Source organism: Anaerococcus rubeinfantis, from assembly GCF_001487145.1.
Classification (GTDB): domain Bacteria; phylum Bacillota; class Clostridia; order Tissierellales; family Peptoniphilaceae; genus Anaerococcus; species Anaerococcus rubeinfantis.
Genome location: NZ_LN913016.1, coordinates 1086799 through 1105318 on the forward strand (window position 1 = coordinate 1086799; position 18520 = coordinate 1105318).

At 29.4% G+C, this 18520-nt stretch carries 18 protein-coding genes and 1 pseudogene; 1 reads left to right on the plus strand and 18 read right to left on the minus strand.

Going from position 1 to position 18520, the window contains the following annotated elements:
- Positions 1-3: 3 nt before the first annotated feature.
- From BN3265_RS06230 to BN3265_RS06295, 14 genes and pseudogenes are all read right to left on the minus strand, one after another.
- Entirely contained in the window at positions 4-975 is a 972-nt protein-coding gene (locus tag BN3265_RS06230; RefSeq protein ID WP_209436030.1) for an MFS transporter, read from the minus strand.
- Positions 972-1214: a hypothetical protein gene (locus BN3265_RS09600; RefSeq protein WP_058990677.1), complete on the minus strand. Its 243-nt coding sequence runs from the start codon at positions 1212-1214 to the stop codon at positions 972-974. The genes BN3265_RS06230 and BN3265_RS09600 overlap by 4 nt, the downstream gene beginning before the upstream one ends.
- A gap of 92 nt (positions 1215-1306) precedes the next feature.
- The gene (locus BN3265_RS06240; RefSeq protein WP_058990678.1) at positions 1307-1876 is read right to left on the minus strand and encodes a DJ-1/PfpI family protein; all 570 of its coding nucleotides are present in this window, start codon (positions 1874-1876) and stop codon (positions 1307-1309) included.
- Positions 1877-2784: 908 nt separating this feature from the next.
- On the minus strand, positions 2785-3441 hold the full coding sequence (locus BN3265_RS06245) for a hypothetical protein (protein ID WP_058990679.1): 657 nt from the start codon (positions 3439-3441) through the stop codon (positions 2785-2787).
- A gap of 140 nt (positions 3442-3581) precedes the next feature.
- Positions 3582-3821 (minus strand): annotated as a pseudogene (locus BN3265_RS06250) (VirD4-like conjugal transfer protein, CD1115 family); the annotation flags it as partial.
- A 95-nt stretch (positions 3822-3916) separates the two neighbouring features.
- A complete protein-coding gene (gene lysS / locus BN3265_RS06255) occupies positions 3917-5830 on the minus strand; it encodes a lysine--tRNA ligase (RefSeq protein WP_058990681.1) in 1914 nt (637 codons plus the stop codon).
- An 8-nt stretch (positions 5831-5838) separates the two neighbouring features.
- On the minus strand, positions 5839-6312 hold the full coding sequence (gene greA / locus BN3265_RS06260) for a transcription elongation factor GreA (protein ID WP_049691261.1): 474 nt from the start codon (positions 6310-6312) through the stop codon (positions 5839-5841).
- Positions 6313-6316: 4 nt separating this feature from the next.
- Complete coding sequence (dusB, locus tag BN3265_RS06265) at positions 6317-7282, minus strand: tRNA dihydrouridine synthase DusB (RefSeq protein WP_058990682.1); 966 nt, start codon at positions 7280-7282, stop codon at positions 6317-6319.
- Complete coding sequence (locus tag BN3265_RS06270; RefSeq protein WP_058990683.1) at positions 7260-8051, minus strand: type III pantothenate kinase; 792 nt, start codon at positions 8049-8051, stop codon at positions 7260-7262. Before BN3265_RS06270 ends, dusB begins: the two co-directional genes overlap by 23 nt.
- Before the next feature lie 71 nt (positions 8052-8122).
- Complete coding sequence (locus BN3265_RS06275) at positions 8123-8614, minus strand: DUF5673 domain-containing protein (protein ID WP_058990684.1); 492 nt, start codon at positions 8612-8614, stop codon at positions 8123-8125.
- Positions 8615-8713: 99 nt separating this feature from the next.
- Positions 8714-9265, minus strand: a complete 552-nt coding sequence (gene hpt, locus BN3265_RS06280) for a hypoxanthine phosphoribosyltransferase (protein ID WP_058990685.1) — start codon at positions 9263-9265, stop codon at positions 8714-8716.
- The gene (gene tilS, locus BN3265_RS06285) at positions 9262-10650 is read right to left on the minus strand and encodes a tRNA lysidine(34) synthetase TilS (protein ID WP_058990686.1); all 1389 of its coding nucleotides are present in this window, start codon (positions 10648-10650) and stop codon (positions 9262-9264) included. Before tilS ends, hpt begins: the two co-directional genes overlap by 4 nt.
- The gene (locus tag BN3265_RS06290) at positions 10622-10939 is read right to left on the minus strand and encodes an FtsB family cell division protein (RefSeq protein WP_058990687.1); all 318 of its coding nucleotides are present in this window, start codon (positions 10937-10939) and stop codon (positions 10622-10624) included. The genes tilS and BN3265_RS06290 overlap by 29 nt, the downstream gene beginning before the upstream one ends.
- Positions 10932-11177, minus strand: coding sequence for an RNA-binding S4 domain-containing protein (locus tag BN3265_RS06295; RefSeq protein ID WP_058990688.1), 246 nt, complete (start codon positions 11175-11177; stop codon positions 10932-10934). The genes BN3265_RS06290 and BN3265_RS06295 overlap by 8 nt, the downstream gene beginning before the upstream one ends.
- Positions 11178-11279: 102 nt before the next feature.
- On the opposite strand from BN3265_RS06295, the gene BN3265_RS06300 reads away from it, so the two are divergent.
- Positions 11280-12323, plus strand: a complete 1044-nt coding sequence (locus BN3265_RS06300; protein ID WP_058990689.1) for a DNA polymerase IV — start codon at positions 11280-11282, stop codon at positions 12321-12323.
- Between the two features lie 45 nt (positions 12324-12368).
- On the opposite strand, the gene recA is transcribed toward BN3265_RS06300, so the two are convergent.
- The 4 genes from recA to BN3265_RS06320 all read right to left on the minus strand — a co-directional run bounded on the left by recA (position 12369) and on the right by BN3265_RS06320 (position 18499).
- Positions 12369-13415: a recombinase RecA gene (gene recA, locus BN3265_RS06305; protein WP_058990690.1), complete on the minus strand. Its 1047-nt coding sequence runs from the start codon at positions 13413-13415 to the stop codon at positions 12369-12371.
- Positions 13416-13452: 37 nt separating this feature from the next.
- Positions 13453-13983 carry a CDP-diacylglycerol--glycerol-3-phosphate 3-phosphatidyltransferase gene (gene pgsA, locus BN3265_RS06310; RefSeq protein WP_058990691.1) on the minus strand — a complete coding sequence of 177 codons (531 nt, stop codon included), beginning with the start codon at positions 13981-13983 and terminating at the stop codon, positions 13453-13455.
- A 1-nt stretch (position 13984) separates the two neighbouring features.
- On the minus strand, positions 13985-16246 hold the full coding sequence (locus BN3265_RS06315; protein ID WP_058990692.1) for an FtsK/SpoIIIE family DNA translocase: 2262 nt from the start codon (positions 16244-16246) through the stop codon (positions 13985-13987).
- A 144-nt stretch (positions 16247-16390) separates the two neighbouring features.
- Entirely contained in the window at positions 16391-18499 is a 2109-nt protein-coding gene (locus BN3265_RS06320) for a polyribonucleotide nucleotidyltransferase (protein ID WP_058990693.1), read from the minus strand.
- Between the last annotated feature and the right edge of the window lie 21 nt (positions 18500-18520).

Here is an 18520-nt window from a genome sequence, read left to right on the forward strand (position 1 = left end):
CTTTTAACACCTTGTTGATTTATATTTTTTAACGAATAATAGAACAATTCCAATTTCAAGAAAAATAACTACAATTCCAAGAAGCCACACAATATTTAGTCCTGCCAATTCAAAGAAAAATCCTATCAAATTTATTATAAAGAATCCAAAAATGGATTGTATCGTACTAAATATCGAACTATATGATGCTCTGACTTCACTTTTAATATATTCCATAGTCCATGTAGGTGTCATAGCTTGTTCTATTCCAAATCCAACTTCAATAAGAATAGATCCTATGATAAATGTTACTAAATTATCCCCAATAATTAATAATGCAAAACCTACAGCACTTACTATAAGTCCAACGATAGATACATAATAATTCTCTAACTTGTTTGCAATTCTCGAAGACAGATAATTTCCAGCAGTCAAAGAAAACATAAACAGAATAAGAAATATCGGTAAAAACTTTGCTTCTAATTCTATTATCTCTGTAACATATATTTGCCAATAAAGCACAAAAACTACAAAGGAAACATAGGACAATAATTTTTTTATTGTTAACAAGATCATTCTCTTATCTTTAAGAAAAGCTTTCAAATTTTCATTTAATGTCTTTAGTAAACTAGGATGCTTACTGTTTCCATAATTATCTTCTCCAGCAAAGTATGAGTAAAAACCTGTAAAGATAGAAATTAGTCCAGCAACTATAATAGGCAAACTATTAGAAACATCTATAAAAAAATATGAAAAAATAGATGCTATTACTGCAAATAAACTAATTATAGTTTGTATTTGAGGGAAAATCTTAGTTCTTTCTTCATAAACACCATCTTGTATCATATGATCTACAAGCCAAGCACCTGGTGCTCCAGAAATAAGCGCTAGTCCTAATGCCATTAAAATCATTGAAATTAGAAAATAAGTATAGTGTTTAGAATAAGCAAATATTAGTAAACTGATTCCCCATGTTATAAAGCCATAAGATGCTATTTTTTTCTACCTATTTTATCTGAAATAGTACCAGTAGGATAATCAAATATTGCTAATAAAATTTGTTCAATACTGAACAAATTAGATATTTGAAACATAGATAAATTTGCAGAACGCATAAATGCAATATATATACTACCATAAAGTTTATCTGCAAATCCATATAAAGACATCATTGTAAGATATATATTTTTTGTCTTTTTAAAATTTTCCATATTTGTTTTCATCGTTTGATTCATACTAATACCGTCTACTCTTTATTATAAAGGTCTTTTATTTTTTTATTTTTATTGTCTTCATAGTTAATCCAATAACCACTTCTATAATTACTTTAAATTCCAAAACTTTTTGGAGAAATTTCTATTCCTAACATTTTTGCAAACTGTAGTCCAAACTTTACAAAATTATAGGAGACTGAAGTGATAATTTTATCTTCTAAAATATATCCATCTTCTATAGGATTTTCTATACAATCATTCCAGTCTTTCATCTTAACTAATTCAGCTTCTAAAAATCCTTCTTCTAAAAGATCTTCTTTGTTTACTCCAGCCATAAATGATTTTCCATTTAGTATGCTTGCTTTAACTAGCAAAATTGGAGCAATTGATATAGCTCCAATTATTTTTCCCTTAAAATTTTTTATAAATTCTATTATTTCTTGATCTTTTACAGCAGCTTCTATATCTGCTGCGCCTGGCAGTAATAAACTATCAAATTCAGCAAGGTCTATATCATAAATAGATTTATCAGGCAATATTTTTAGACCTTCTTCACTTATTACAACTTCAGTATCCTTTGCAAATACAACAATTTCTCTATTATTAAGTGCTAAAATTTCAAGTGCAACGCTTATTTCAAAGTTGCAAAAAGAATCATAAATTAGTACAGCAGTTTTACTCATTATTCCTCCAATTATCTTATAAAATTTTTTATACTTGTTTCCATTAATTTATTCATATCATCACAGTGTTTTCTTTGTTATCTGATTTTGAATATTATTTGTATAAAAATTGTAAGAGTTTTTCCCCATTTAATTCATATTTGCATGAGTCAGAAAACAACATTCACAACTAAGATTACACATATTTGTTAATGGTACCAAAATCAAACTTTTTCTTCCTCATTTTTTAATCTTGCTTTTTCTTTACAATGTATCATTTTTATGATATCATATATTATTTTTAAAAACAACAATTTCATATTAATATAAATTCGTTTTCACTTATTAAAAATGTAAATAAGATATATAAAATGACTATTTGTCAAATCGTTTTCAAAGAAATATCTTTTACTTCTACCAACACGATTTATTATAGAACCTACAAAATTTAAACGGTAGTATGAAACTTGAATAATATGAAAATTGAATAATAAGAATTTAATTACAAAAAACTCTAAGTCCATGTATTAATTTACTTATAGTGTCGACTAGCTCACTAATTAATCGGGTTTATCCTCTAGTAATCCGAAGACTGTCAGCATTTATCCCTATAAGAGTGGACAAATATTGATACATAAAAATTGTGTCAACACTTACACTAACACTTACGTCATTATACAACCTGTATACATATAAAAAAATAAAGGTAGTCCGAAGACTGCCGATATTTATCTATCTGCACCTTTGCTATGGTTTTTCTTATTAGATTTAGTTTTATAGTCTGTTTTTAAGCTTTTTATTTGCCTTAATATAGAATTTTATCCTCAGCATCATACCCTCCAAATTTTGAGTATAAAAAAAGACGATAGAGTTTAATTATCTATCATCTCTTGATTTCTATTTAATTATTTGGCTCTACAAACTGGGATTTATCCAAAATGGAATGGAATAACGATATTCAAAAAGAATGCAAGTATTATACTAATTGTTACCATCAGAACAAAATCCCTCAATGTCTCTCTCTTCAAAACCATAGCTCCAGTAATAAAGACTATCACTTCCAAAACAGACCTTGAACTAAAATACCAATATCCATATACAAAACACATATTGAACAATATTGCCAAAATCAGCACCGATAGTATAAATGCCAATTTACTTTTCCCCTTTGCATACCAGCATACAAAAGCCAATAATGGAGAAACGGCTGTAAACCCAAACCAAATCATTGCATAATTTCTTGGGAAAAATCCTGCAATATAGTATGAATACAAATAGTAACTTGTAACCATACCAATAAAAAATGTAAAAACATTAATGCTTGCTCTTATAGCTGAATTGCTATAAATAGAAATACATAGTGCAATCAATACCCAGATTGCGAAACGCCCAAGAAAATTAGTAATATCTAATGCTCCATCTATCGCCATAAGAATACTTGGAAGTTCAGCTTGATGAAAGTCCATAAATTTTGAAAAAGTTCCCAAAGCTATTCCGAGAAACAAAATAGCTATGGTATTTATAGTTTTTCTATTAGTCGATATTAAATTTTCTGGACTCCTTATATTATTTAAAAACTTTATCATAAACACCTTCATAAATTCTAACTTTTATAGCTATATTATATTAAATATACCCTCGTCCGTGTAGTTATAATAGTAAATATTACAATCTTGTAATCACTGTATTTCCATTTAATTAAGCCCTACCTTTTTGCTTTAAATTACTCTTCCACATCAAATAAGTTTCTCTTATCATAATCTTCCAATAACTTGTAATTCTTATGCTTTGTAATATCAAATTTATCAGATAAGAAAGGTCTTGCTCCTCTTAGTTGGTATATACACTTACCACCATCCATCACAGTTATTTCATCTTGGCTCATAAGTTCCTTACTAGTTTTTTGGTAATTTAGACCAGAAGATTTTTGATTTGATCTTGTTTCTGATGTGCTATATAGATCTAGAGCAGAAACTGCGTTTAATAACATAGTATCATGCTTAATATAAAAATTAAACTGGGATTCATAACAAACCCCAGTTTAGTAATTAGCGTGTTCTTTTAATATAATTTTGATCCTGCTGGAATATTATCATCCAACATTATTAAGTTAAGTTTTTCCTCTCCATCGTACTCACTAATTGCAGATATAATCATACCTTCTGAGTCGATTCCCATCATCTTACGAGGAGGAAGATTACAAATTGCAAGTAGTGTCTTTCCAATTAAGCTCTCTGCGCTGTAATATTCCTTAATACCAGATAATATAACTCTTTCTTTTTCAGAACCATCATCTAATGTAAATTTCAATAGTTTTTTTGACTTTGGAACTTCTTCGCAGTTCTTAACTTTTACAACTCTAAAATCAGATTTTGAGAATGTATCAAAATCAACCATATCTTCAAATAATGGCTCTACTTTTACTTTTGAAAAGTCGATTTTTTCTGTCGTAAGTTTGTCGTAAGTTTCGTAAGTTTCTTTTGACGAATCCCTATTTTCTGCCTTTTCTAAGCCTATTGGCTTCATTGTTGGGAAAAGTAAAACGTCTCTGATTGAACGTTGGCCTGTTAGAATCATAATTAATCTATCGATTCCAATTCCAAGTCCGCCTGTTGGAGGCATGCCTACTTCTAGAGCATTTACAAAATCATAATCCATCATATGAGCTTCATCATCGCCTGCTTCTCTTTTTGCAACTTGGTCTAAAAATCTTTGTTTTTGATCAACTGCATCATTTAATTCTGAGAAGGCATTGGCAATTTCTGATCCATTAACAAATGCTTCAAATCTATAAGTTAAGCTTTCGTCATCATTTTTTCTTTTTGCAAGTGGAGAAATTTCTACCGGATAATCGATTATAAATGTTGGTTGGATTAATTTATCTTCAACAAATTCATCGAAAAATTCTGCAATTATTTCGCCTCTTGTTGATTTTACTTCAACGCCCTTTTCTTTTGCGATTTTTACTGCATCTTCGTATTCTGTAATTTCATTGAAATCTACTCCAGAATGTTCTTTTACAGCATCAATCATAGAAATTCTCTTCCATGGAGCTTTAAGTTCTATTTCTTTTCCATCAAATTCAACTAGGCTTGTACCTTTTACTTTATTTGCAACAGTTTCTACCATAGTTTCTGTAATTTCCATCATATCTTCGAAATCACCATAGGCTTGGTACAATTCCATTGTTGTAAATTCTGGGTTATGAGTTGCATCCATGCCTTCGTTTCTAAACATTCTGCCAATTTCATAAACCTTATCGAAGCCACCAACTATTAATCTTTTTAGGTAAAGCTCTGATGCAATTCTCAAATACATTCCAATATCCAAACTATTGTGATGAGTTGTAAATGGTCTTGCGCTAGCTCCTCCTGCAATTGTATTTAAAATTGGAGTTTCAACTTCCAAAAATCCTCTGTTTTCTAAGAATTTTCTTATTTCGGAAATTATTTTACTTCTAAGTACAAAAACATCTTTTACTTCTGGATTTACAATTAAATCAACATATCTTTGTCTGTATCTTATATCAGGATCTTTTAATCCGTGCCATTTTTCTGGTAAAATTTGTAAAGATTTGGTCAAAAGATCTGCATGTTCTGTTTCAATTGAAACTTCACCTTGGTTAGTTTTAAAAACTTTACCTTCAATTCCAATTATATCCCCAATATCATAGCCCTTTGTTTCTTTAAAATTATCTCCCATGATATTTTTACGATTTACAACTTGGATTTGACCGAGTGAATCTTGCACATCCATAAAACTCATATTACCATGACCACGTCTTGCCATGATTCTTCCTGCAACTCTTACACTTTTTCCTTCAAATTCATCAAAATTATCTTTAATTTCTGTTGAAAGGGTTCTGTTTCTAAAATTAACAATTTGGTGTGGATTTTTTCCTTCATCCTTTAATTTTTCTAATTTTTCCCTTCTGATTTGAAGCATTTCATTGAGGTCTTGATTTTTATTTGCCATATTTACTCCTATCTTATTTCTTTAATAGTATAGTAGCATTTTCCGTTTGGTGTTACAACTTCTACTTTTTCACCTTTTTTCTTACCAAGTAAAGCTTCGCCTACTGGTGATTCGTTAGAAATAAATCCGTCAAGAGGATTTGATTCTGCAGTTCCTACAATTTTATATTCAAAGTCTTCATCAAATTCTTCATCATGAATTAAAACTTTGCTTCCAACACTTACTTCGTCCTTGTTTGTAGAGTCTTCAAAAGTTTTGGCATGTCTTATCATATCTTCAACTTTTGCAATTCTTGATTCCACTTCACCTTGTTCATTTTTTGCTTCATCATAATCAGCATTTTCTGAAAGGTCCCCGAAAGATCTAGCTTCTTTGATTTTTTCAGCTATTTCTGGTCTTCTTTTTGTTTTTAAATATTCTAGTTCGTCTTGTAATTTTTGTAGGTATTCTTTTGATAGAATTACTTCTTTATTCTCTGTCATTTTATCATCCTTTCAGTGTGGACTTGTATCTTTCTAATTCATCCATCACTTCGTCAATTTTATTTATTTTATTTAACTCATCACGGATTTTGCTGGAATTTTTAAGTCCTTTTATATACCGTGATAAGTGTTTTCTCATTTGTGTTACTACTAATTTTTCTTCTTTATATTTTAATTCTAGTTTATATTGGTCAATTAATTGGTCTATTATTTGTGTAGGGCTTGGTTTTTCATAGAATCCATTCTTTATATAATCTTTTATTTCCTTAAATAAAAAAGGATTGCCCATAGCTCCCCTTGCAAGCATAACCCCATCTGCTTTTGTTTTATCAATAACTTCTACAAAATCTTCAACAGAAAAAATATCTCCATTTGCAATAACTGGAATAGAAAGATTTTCTTTTAATATTCTTATATGGCCCCAATTTGCAGATCCACTGTACATTTGCTCTTTTGTTCTTGCATGTAAAACTACATAATCAATTCCTGTATCTTGAGCAATTTTTCCTATATCTAGATAATTTATATGGTCATTGTCAATTCCAAGTCTAAATTTTATATTGATTTTTTTGTCAGTAGATTTTCTCAAAGTTTTACAAATTTCCTCAACCAATTTGGGTTTTGCCATAAGGGCGCTGCCCTCACCGTTTTTTGTTATTTTTGCAACGGGACAGCCCATATTAAAGGAAATTTCTTTTGACTTTTCTATTGGGTTAATTTTATCTTTTACTACCTTTTCTATTGCCTCAAGTTTTGAACCAAAAATTTGTATATTGCAATTTTTTTCATTTTCAGCAATAAACAATAATTCGTCAGTTTTTTTGTTATCATAAAAAAGGGCATTTACTGATACCATTTCTGTAAAAGTTTTATCTGCCCCATATTTTTCTGCAATTAATCTGAAACCAACATCGCTGACTCCAGCCAAGGGTGCCAAGATGATTTCTTTATTTTTTAATTGTTCTCTCATAAATCAATCTTAAGCCTTCAAGGGTTAGGTCGTTTTCAACTATTTCTATATATCTTGATTCTGATGCTAATAATTCTGAATATCCTCCAGTTGAAACTATTTTAATTTCATCTTTTGATATTTTTTCTTTTTTTGTAATTTCTTTTATTAGCTCCTCAATTATTCCATCAATTAAACCAATGTATCCAAAAACCATACCCGCATTTATAGCTTCTGAGGTGTTTTTTGCTATGGCTGAGTTTGGTTCGTGCAACTCAATTCTTGGAAGTTGGGCAGTTCTATTTATTAATGCGTCAAGACTTGTTTTAAGTCCTGGTGCAATTGATCCTCCCAAAAATTGTCCGTTTTTATTTACAACATCAAAAGTTGATGCTGTCCCAAGATCTACTACTATAGTAGGTCCGCCATACATTTCATAAGCTGCGACTGCATCTACAACCCTATCTGCACCAACTTCTCTTGGATTATCATATTTTATATCTATTCCTGTTTTTGTACCAATTCCTACAATCATGGCTTCTCTACCAAAAAATTTTCTATTTGCTGATTGCCATGAATATAGGACATCTGGTGCTACTGATGATATGATTGTATCTTCTATATTATCCTTATCAATTTTGTGGATAGCAAGAATATTGTATAAAATTTGAACAATTTCATCGCTTGTTACAATTTGATTTGTTGTTATTCTAAATTTTGTTTTTAATTTATTTTTATTGTAAACGCCAATTACTGTATTTGTATTGCCGACATCTACTACAAGTAGCATATTTTCTCCTATATTTTTATTATCTAAACATTAACTCTTATATGATACATCTTATTGTTTGATTTTTCAAGCTATTTGCCTAATTTGTACTTTCTTATAAGCCTATTTATTTCTTCAATATCTTCAAATTTTACTTGAGCAGATTCTTGGCTTTCTTGGTGGTCCTTTTTTACAATTACAACCAAACTTCCACGCTCTTTGTCGAAACCCCATTTTTTTAATTCTTTGTATGTGAAAAATGAGTCATTTAATAAAATTCCATTTTCAGCAATATACATTTTTGTTCTTGTATTTAAGAAAAATACCAAACCCATAACAATCATTACTGAAGCAGTTATAAGAGCTGTTTGATTTTTCATCCTAATTCCTTGAAATAAATTAATAAGACCTGTTACAATTAAAAGAGCAAATAAAATATATTCCATATTTGTAGATCTTTTTCCAAAACTTTTTATTTCTCCTTCAAGATTTTTTTTGGATTTTTTACTTTTAAAAAGTTTAAATCCTAGCCATCCTATAAGTCCTAAATAAATCAATATAATAAATTTGTCAAATTGTTTCATATTCCCTCCTATTTTTATTTAAACTTAAAAAATAAGGCTTTTTTCAAAAATGAAATAAAGCCAAATTTAATAAGATTTTAACATTTTTATTTCTTTATTTTACTCGTAAACTTCTCTTTTTAAAACCCCTATAAAAGGTAAGTTTCTATACATTTGCATATAATCAAGACCATATCCTACTACAAACTCATTTGGTATTTTAAAACCTGACCAATCTGGTTTGATTTCTATTTCTCTTCTTTCAGGTTTATCAAGTAGGGTAATTATTTTTACAGAATTTGCTCCTCTTTTTATTAGAGAATGTCTCAAAGCATCAAGGGTTCTTCCTGTATCAATTATATCTTCAACCAACAAAACTTCTTTTCCAGTAATATCTGTGTCCAAATCTTTTATAATTTTTACATTCCCAGAAGATTGTGTGCCGTTATCATATGATGAAACATCCATAAATTCCAAAGTGCAATCTAATCTGATATTTTTAGCAAGTTGGGCCATAAACATAATTGAACCTTTTAAAATTCCTACAAGTACAAGTTCGTTTTTATCTTCATAATATTCATTAATTTGACTTGCAAGTTGTTTTATTCTTTTGTTCAAACTTTCCTCATCAATTAATACTTGGTCTATTACTTCTTCTAAATCAACTTTCATATCTCCTCCACACTTACCATTAAAATATTATCATCATTTTTTTTCACTTTAAAATCTTCACTTCTTCTCAAATTTACAATCCAAGAAAGTTTATCATTTATAAACAAAAGTGGGATTTCATCTCTTAAATTTTTATCGATTTTTTCATCAATAAAGAAATTCTTGAGTTTTTTTCTTTTTCCGTTTTTCATTGCGGTAAAATAATCACCATTTAATCTATACCTTATTTTAATTGAAATATCATCCAAATTTTCAAAACTATAAAAAACTTTATTCATTTTACTAGAATTTTTGTAATAATCATAAGAAACTATAGAAGTTTTAAATTTATATTTTCCAAAAATCTTCTCATCATTTGTTTTCATATAAATTTCTTCATATTTTTTTTCGAAACTTCCACTTTTTATGTAAAAATCATAAGACCTATAATTTTTTTCTAACACAAAATCATCTTTTATAATTTTCTTTCCATTTGATAAAGACTCGATTTTTATAAAATCTTCTATATTAGTTTTTGAAAAATCATTGATATTACCATATAAAATTTCTATAGCCCTTCTTATAAGTCTTGCCTTTAAAGGATCTGAAATTTCTTCAAATTTAAATTTATCAAAAGAAAGATGATTTTTATCTTTTTTTATTATGATTTTTTCAAGTTTTTTATCTTCAATCTCTCTTAAAATATCATAGTCGTTTTTTGCAATTTCTGATAAGGAAACTAGGGAATTTTTAAAATTGGGGTTAATTTTTTCAATCTCCGGTATTATTTCAAGCCTAATTTTATTTCTGGTATAATCAGTTTCTAAATTTGTGTAGTCAATATGATAGGAAATTTTATTTTCATCCAAAAATTCCAAAATTTCACTTTTACTAAAATCCATTATAGGCCTAATTATATCCTTATTTTTATAATCCATTGCTCTAAGACCATCAAGACCTGATCCCCTTATTATTCTCATAAGAACAGTTTCTGCTTGATCGTCCTTATTATGAGCAACAGCAATTTTCGCATTTTTGTATTTGTTTTTTACAGACCTAAAAAATTCATACCTTAAAATTCTTCCAGCATGCTCAGAAGATATTTTTTTCTCTTTAGCGAAAGAATCCATCGACTTATGTTCAATAAAAGTTTCAAAAGATAAGATTTTTCCAGTTTCGATAACCAATTTTTCATCATTGGTGGCATCAGCCCTGTGCATATGGTTAAGATGAGCAAGGACAATATTTATCTTATAAAAATCTTTGACCTCATTTAACAAATAAATTAAAAATTGACTATCGGGGCCCCCGCTTGCTCCAACAATTATGGTATCATTTTCTCTAATTAGATCATATTTTTTTACAGTAGACTTAAACTTATTTATTATTTTCGTCTTTGTACACATATTCGTCTTTCTTAATCATGCCCAATTTTTCTCTTGCCACTTTTTCCTTGTACTCATCAGTATTTCTATTTTCATAATCTTTTTTTATAGTATCTATATCTTTTCTTAGCGAAGAAATTTTACTAGATGTTGATTTTATATCATTATTTAAAGAACCAATTTGTGCATTTATTTTATTATTAAAAGATTTCGCTAACAAAAAAACCAATACAAAGGCAAGGATACTCATCATTAAAAATCTTTTATTTTTTTTGGACCTATTTTTTAGGTATCTTTCGTACTTATTCATCTAAAACCTCATACATATCACTTGCATCATTTTTTTTGGCACCATCTATCAAATCAAGGACCTTGACCTTCAAATTACTTTTACCAAAGCTAATTTCAATTATATCCCCATTTTCAACTAAAGTTCCTGGCTTTGCTATATTGCCATTAATTTTTACTCTTTCATTTAGGCAAGCATCTTTTGCAACCTGCCTTCTTTTAATAATTCTTGAATTTTTTAAAAATTTATCTATTCTCATTAAATCACCTTAATTCATTATAACAAATATAGACCCATTTAGTCCATAAGAAAGAATTTCATTTATTTTTTATTTATATAGTATAATCATAGTGGTGATATTATGAATAAAATCCTACATATAGACTGCGATGCCTTTTATGCTTCTTGCGAAGAGCTTAGGGATAAAAGTTTAAAAAATCATCCTATGGCAGTCGGTGGTCTTTCAAATAAATCTATAATTACAACAGCAAATTACAAGGCAAGAGAATACGGAATCCATTCTGCAATGCCAGTTTTTATTGCAAAACAGCTTTGTCCAAATTTGATTATGGTAAAGGTTGATAGAAAATATTACAAGAAAAAATCACAAGAAGTTTTTGATATTATCGAATCTTATTCTGATATAAAAGAGCAAGTTTCAATTGATGAGGCCTATATTTATATAGACAATGATGAAGATAAAAAAATTCTTGCCAAAAAAATTCAAAATCATATTTTAAAAGAAACTGGAATTGGAGTATCAATTGGAATTTCTTACAATAAATTTTTGGCAAAACTTGCGAGCGACTGGAATAAGCCTTTGGGAATAAAAGAAATAAACAAGGAAGATGTTCCAGAAATTTTAAAAAATTTAGATATAAAAAAAGTCCACGGGCTTGGAAATAAATCAGTTCAAAAATTAAAAAACATTGGAGTTTATAAAATATCAGATTTATTAAAACTTGACCAAGAATTTTTAAAATCACTTTTTGGAAAACAAGGATCTTATGTCTATAAGGTTATAAGAGGTGAAGATAAGAGAAAAGTCCAAAGCTACACAGAAAGAAAATCTATAGGAAGAGAATTTACTTTTAGAAAAAATACCAAGGATAAAAAAATTCTCTATGCATACATTGATGAAATTTCTGAAAAAATTGAAGAAGATTTAAGAAAAAAAGATATAAAAGCCTACACTATAAATTTAAAAATAAAAACAGAATATTTCAAAACTCATACCAAATCTTACACCCTCCTATCTCCTCTTTCAAAAAAAGAAGATATTTCAAAAATTGCCAAGGAGCTTTTAGATCAAATTCTTTCAAATGAAAAATTAAGACTTATAGGAATTTCCCTATCAAATCTATCAAAAAAAGACCATACCCAATTAACACTTTTTGATTTTTAAAATAAAAATCGCAAGCTAATAAAATTTTACTAGCTTGCGATTTTCTTATTCTTCTTCGTTTTCAATTTTTTCTTCATCTTTAGATTTTTTCTCATCTGTATTTATTGATTGTCTTAATTTTTCTTCGATTTCATTTAAAATATCTTCGTTTTGTTCAAGATAGTCTTTTACATTTTCCCTACCTTGACCAAGCTTTTCGCCGTTATAAGAATACCAACTTCCAGCTTTTTCCACGATATCTTCGTCGACTGCAGAATCTAAAATTACTCCAGATTTTGAAATTCCTGTTCCATACATTATATCAAATTCAACAACCTTAAAAGGAGGAGCAACTTTATTTTTTACAACTTTTACTCTGGTTCTATTTCCGACCATATTATCGCCTTGTTGGATTGTTTTTATTCTTCTTATATCAAGTCTTACTGAAGAATAAAATTTCAATGCCCTACCACCAGTTGTTGTTTCAGGGCTTCCAAACATAACTCCAATTTTTTCTCTCAATTGGTTTATAAAAATTACTGTTGTATTTGTTTTTGAAATAATTCCAGTTAATCTTCTTAAGGCTTGACTCATAAGTCTTGCTTGAAGACCCATGTGACTGTCTCCCATTTGCCCTTCAATTTCTGCTTTTGGAACAAGAGCTGCAACTGAATCGACAACAATTAAATCTACCGCCCCAGATCTTACCAAAGATTCTGCAATATCAAGTGCTTGTTCTCCTGTATCTGGTTGGGATAAAATTAATTCATCAATATTTACACCAAGTCTTTTTGCATATTCTGCATCCATAGCATGTTCTGCATCAATAAAGGCACAAGTATTTCCTAATTTTTGATCTTCAGCAATACAGTGAAGAGTTAGGGTTGTTTTTCCGGAAGATTCTGGTCCAAATATTTCTATAACTCTTCCTCTTGGAAGTCCGCCAACTCCAAGGGCAATATCAAGATTTATTGCTCCAGTAGGAATTACAGTAACATCAACCTTTGGCGCTTCACCCATTTTCATAATTGCGCCCTTACCATATTTTTTTTCAATATTTTTAAAAGCCTGACTTAGGGCTTTTTCTTTTTCCTTATCAATCTCTTTAGCCATTTATTTTCCTTTCTATTGTGAAAATCTTATTTTAAATTTATATATCATCTAAATTTAAAACTTTTTTATTTTTAACCAAATAATCAATTCCTGATACAACTGTCAAAACTACAGCTATATAAAATATAACAAGACCGATAGAATTAAGGGTTTGATTGTTTAATAAAAGCATAACTGTTGATACACATTGACTCATTGTCTTTGCTTTTCCACCCTTGCTTGCTGCTATTGTAATATTGTTGCTTGCTGCAAGAGTTCTAAGTCCTGTAATAATTAGCTCTCTTGAAATTATCAAAATAACTGCCCAGCTTGGAATTATATTTGTTGATGTTAATAGAACAAATCCTGCCATAGTCAAAATTTTATCTACCAAAGGATCCATAAATTTCCCAAAAGTTGTAACCAAATTTCTACTTCTTGCAAGATGTCCATCAAGAGCATCTGTCAAAGATGCCACTGCATATAAGATTGCAGCAACATTATACATTCTACCAAAAATTAAATATAATACCACAAATACTGGCACCAAAATCATTCTTACAGTTGTAACTTTATTTGCTATATTCATTTTACTCTCCTTCTAAATAGCTATGATCTACCAAAACTTTTCTGGGCTTACTGCCCTCGTAACCACCAATTACACCACGAGCTTCCAATTGATCAATTATTCTGCCAGCTCTTGCATATCCAACCTTTAATTTCCTTTGAATAAGAGAAACCGAAGCTGTGTTTTCATTTATAATAATTTCTATTGCATCATTAATTAATTCATCTTCATCGTCGTTTTCAATAACTTTTGTTTTTTCTTCAACAGTTTCCATAGCTTTTTTGTCATATTCTTCTTCACGAGTTTCTTTTATATAATTTACAACTCTCAAAACTTCAGAATCCGAAACAAAAGCTCCTTGAATACGCATAGGTTTCATTGCATCTGACGGAGAAAATAACATATCTCCTTTTCCAAGTAAGGTTTCTGCTCCACTCATATCAAGAATTGTCCTAGAATCAATTTGACTTGTAACTGCAAAGGCAATTCTTGATGGAATATTCGCCTTGATTGTTCCAGTTATTACATCAACTGTTGGTCTTTGAGTTGCAATTATTAAATGAATTCCGCAAGCTCTAGATTTTTGGGCAAGTCTTGTAATATAATCTTCAACCTCGCCTGCTGCTGTCATCATCAAATCTGATAACTCATCAATTATTATAACAATATAAGGAAGTTTTTCTATATTTTCATCGATTTCTGTAAGATCTCTATATGATGAAATATCTCTTACATGATTTTCTTCAAATAATTTATAACGTCTTTCCATTTCTCTGATTGCCCAAAATAAAGAAGACGAAGCTTTTTTGGGATCAGTTATAACTGGCATAATCAAATGAGGAATCCCATTATAAATTGAAAGTTCTACAATTTTTGGATCTATTAGAAGTAATTTCACCTCATCAGGCGAATGTTTATATAAAATTGACATTATAATTGTATTTATACAAACACTTTTTCCAGATCCTGTCGCTCCCGATACAAGAAGATGGGGCATTTTTTCTATAGCAGAAACTTTTGGAGATCCTGATATAGATTTACCCAAAACAAAAGGAAGTTCCTTTGTATTTTTTATAAATTCTTCGCTTGCTATCATTTCCTTTAAGCCGACAACTTCTTTTTTAGAATTTGGAACTTCAATTCCTACATGACTTTTTCCTGGAATTGGAGCTTCAATTCTTATATCGCTTGTTGCAAGGGAAAGAGAAAGATCATCAGATAAGTTTAAAATTTTTGAAACCTTGACTCCTCTTTGGGGTTTTAATTCAAAACAAGTTACACTTGGCCCGATATTTATTTGAACAACCTTTGATTTTATACCAAAAGAATCTAAGCATTCTTCAATTCTTCTCGCCTTATCTTTAATATCATTTTGGTCAACTTCACTTCCATTTTCCCTATCATCCAGAAGGTCTAGTTTTGGAAATTTATAATTTAAGGTGTATTCTTCCTTAAAAGTCTGGTCAAAATCTGACAAATCAACTTGTTTTGACTTATAAGAATTTATTTTTGCTTTTTCAAATCTTTCGTCAAAATCATCCTTTATTTCTCTTTTGTTTTCTTCTTCTAAATTTATAACTTTATCAGAATTTGAGTCCTCTTTACTTTGAGTTTTTTCTTTTCTTCTTTCCTTTTTTTTCTCTTTAATTTTTTTAAGCTTTTTTTCCTTAAAGTGGGTTTTTATTTTATTGGAAATTTTCATATAATTTTTCCCTATAAAATTTCCAAAAATTATAGATTTTTCCTTAACTTTTATAATTAAATCTTTATAAGTTATGCCAACTACATTTTTGATTAAAGAAATCCAAAAAATAAGGTATAAAATTATAATCCCAGCACTTCCTATAAGAGATTCCAAATAAAAAGCAAGCCTTGTTCCCAAAACTCCTCCAGATTTTCTTATAAATCTTTCGGTTGTTTTTAAAGATACAGATAAATTATCACCTAAAAATTTCATAGATAAAATTGCCATAGTAAGTAGAATTAGGATAAATACAATATTAAATACCTTAAAATTCGACTTAAATTTATCCATAAATACAAACAAAAAGCTTGTAAATATAAAAAGAAAAATAAAATAAGACATAAATCCAAAAAGTTTAAAATTATTATATGTAATAAAATCTCCAAGTTTTCCTGTATTTGGTAGGATTAAAAATATAAATCCTAAAAGAGAGACAAACATAAAAAATATAGAAAATGATTTCTTATTAAACTTAGCATTTTCAGATTTTTTTGAATATTTAGATTTTTTTCTTTTTCTATTCGTATTTGTATTTGCCATATTCACCTCATATAAATTATATAACAAAGGGGAAAATAAATAAACTGCCTATTAATTGGCAGCCTCTATTACTTCTACAATATTTTTAAGGACCAAGCCAAAAGACTTGGCCCAAATTTGTAGTTAGTTATATATTCTAAAAAATTAGTCTTCTTTAGATTGTTTTTTTTCTTCTTCAATTAATAGGGCTTTTCTTGAAAGGTTAATTCTTCCTTGCCTATCAATTTCTGTTACTTTTACCCTCACCTTGTCTCCAATTTTTAATACATCTTCAACTTTTTCTGTTCTTTTTGTATCAATTTGTGATATGTGTAAGAGTCCTTCTTTTCCAATTGCAATTTCTACAAAGGCACCAAAGTTCATTATTCTTTTTACTTCGCCCTCATAAACATCACCAGCTTTTGGATCAGTTACAATTGATCTAATCATTTCAATTGCTTTTTTTCCGCTTTCTCCATCAAGGCTTGCAACAGTTATGTGTCCATCATCCTCAGTTTCGATTTTTACACCAGTTGCATCAATTATTTTATTAATTGTTTTTCCACCAGATCCAATTACATCCCTAACTTTTTCAGGATCAACGTCTATGGAAAAAATCCTTGGAGCATACTTTGATAAATCTTCTCTTGGTTTATCAATTGCTGAAGTTATTACATCAAGAATTTTAAGTCTAGCTTCATGAGCATCAGCCAAGGCTTCTTCTAAAACTTCTTTATTTATTCCAGAAATTTTCATATCCATTTGTAGGGCTGTTATTCCATCTTTTGTTCCAGCAACTTTAAAATCCATATCTCCAAGATGGTCTTCAAGTCCTTGAATATCTGTAAGAATTGAAATTGAATCTTCTTCTTTGATTAATCCCATAGCAATTCCTGCAACAGGTTTTTTAATTGGAACACCTGCATCCATAAGTGATAAGGTTGATCCACAAATTGAAGCTTGAGAAGAAGATCCGTTTGATGATAAAACTTCACTTACAACCCTAATTGTGTAAGGAAAATCATTTGTATCAGGCAAAACTGGAATCAAAGCTCTTTCAGCCAAGTGTCCATGTCCAACTTCACGTCTTCCAGGTCCTCTTAATGGTCTAATATCTCCAACGCAAAATGGTGGGAAATTATATTGGTGAATATATCTTTTTGTAATTTCTTCTCTATTCATTGAATCGATTACTTGTTCTTCACCAGGAGAACCTAAAGTTAGAACTGATAACACTTGAGTTTGTCCTCTTTGGAATAAGCCTGAACCGTGAGCTCTTGGCAAAAGTCCAGCTTCTGCAGATAGTGGGCGAATTTCTTTCATCTTACGTCCATCAGGTCTAATTTTATCAATAGAAATCATTCTTCTAACTTCTTTTTTCATTATAGAATCTACAGTTTTGTGAATTTCATCTTCACTTTCTGGAAATTCTTCCAAGAAGTCTTCTTTGCATTTTTCTTCGATTTTCTTAATGTCATCTTCTCTTTGAACCTTATCAGTTGTTCTTATAGAATTTTTAATATCTTCTGTGTATTTATCTTTGATTTTTCTTTGAAGTTCAGTTTCAACTTCTTCAGAAATTTCCATTTTTTCTTTTCCAATATCATCAATAATTTTTTGGATAAAAGCGCAAAGTTCTTTAATTTCAGCATGAGCTACCATCATAGCTTCAAGCATTTCTTTTTCTGATAATTCATTTGCACCAGCTTCAACCATGTTTATAGCATCAGCTGTTCCAGCAACTGTTAAATCAAGAGATGATTTTTCTCTTTGGTCCTTGTTTGGATTTACAATAAATTTTCCATCAACATATCCAACAGAAACTGCAGCAACTGGTCCATAAAAAGGAATATCAGAAATTCCAAGAGCAATAGATGCACCGATTGTTGTCATACAATCAGGTTCATTGTCTTCATCTACAGAAAATGGAGTTGCAATTACTTGAACATCATTGTAGAAATTTTCTGGAAACAAGGGTCTAAGTGGTCTATCCATTTGACGAGAAATTAAAATAGCCTTATCTGAAGCTTTACCTTCTCTTTTAATAAATCCACCAGGAATTTTTCCAACTGCATAAAGTTTTTCTTGATAGTCACAAATAAGTGGAAAAAAATCTATTCCCTCTCTTGGTTTGTCGCTTGCAACAGCAGTAACCAATAAAATTGTATCACCAGTTCTAATTAGGCACTCACCGTTTGTTTGCTCAGCAACTTTTCCGATTTTTATAGATAAATCAGATCCATTTTGTGACTTATATTCATAAGTTTTTTCCATTTTTTCTCCTAACTACAAAAA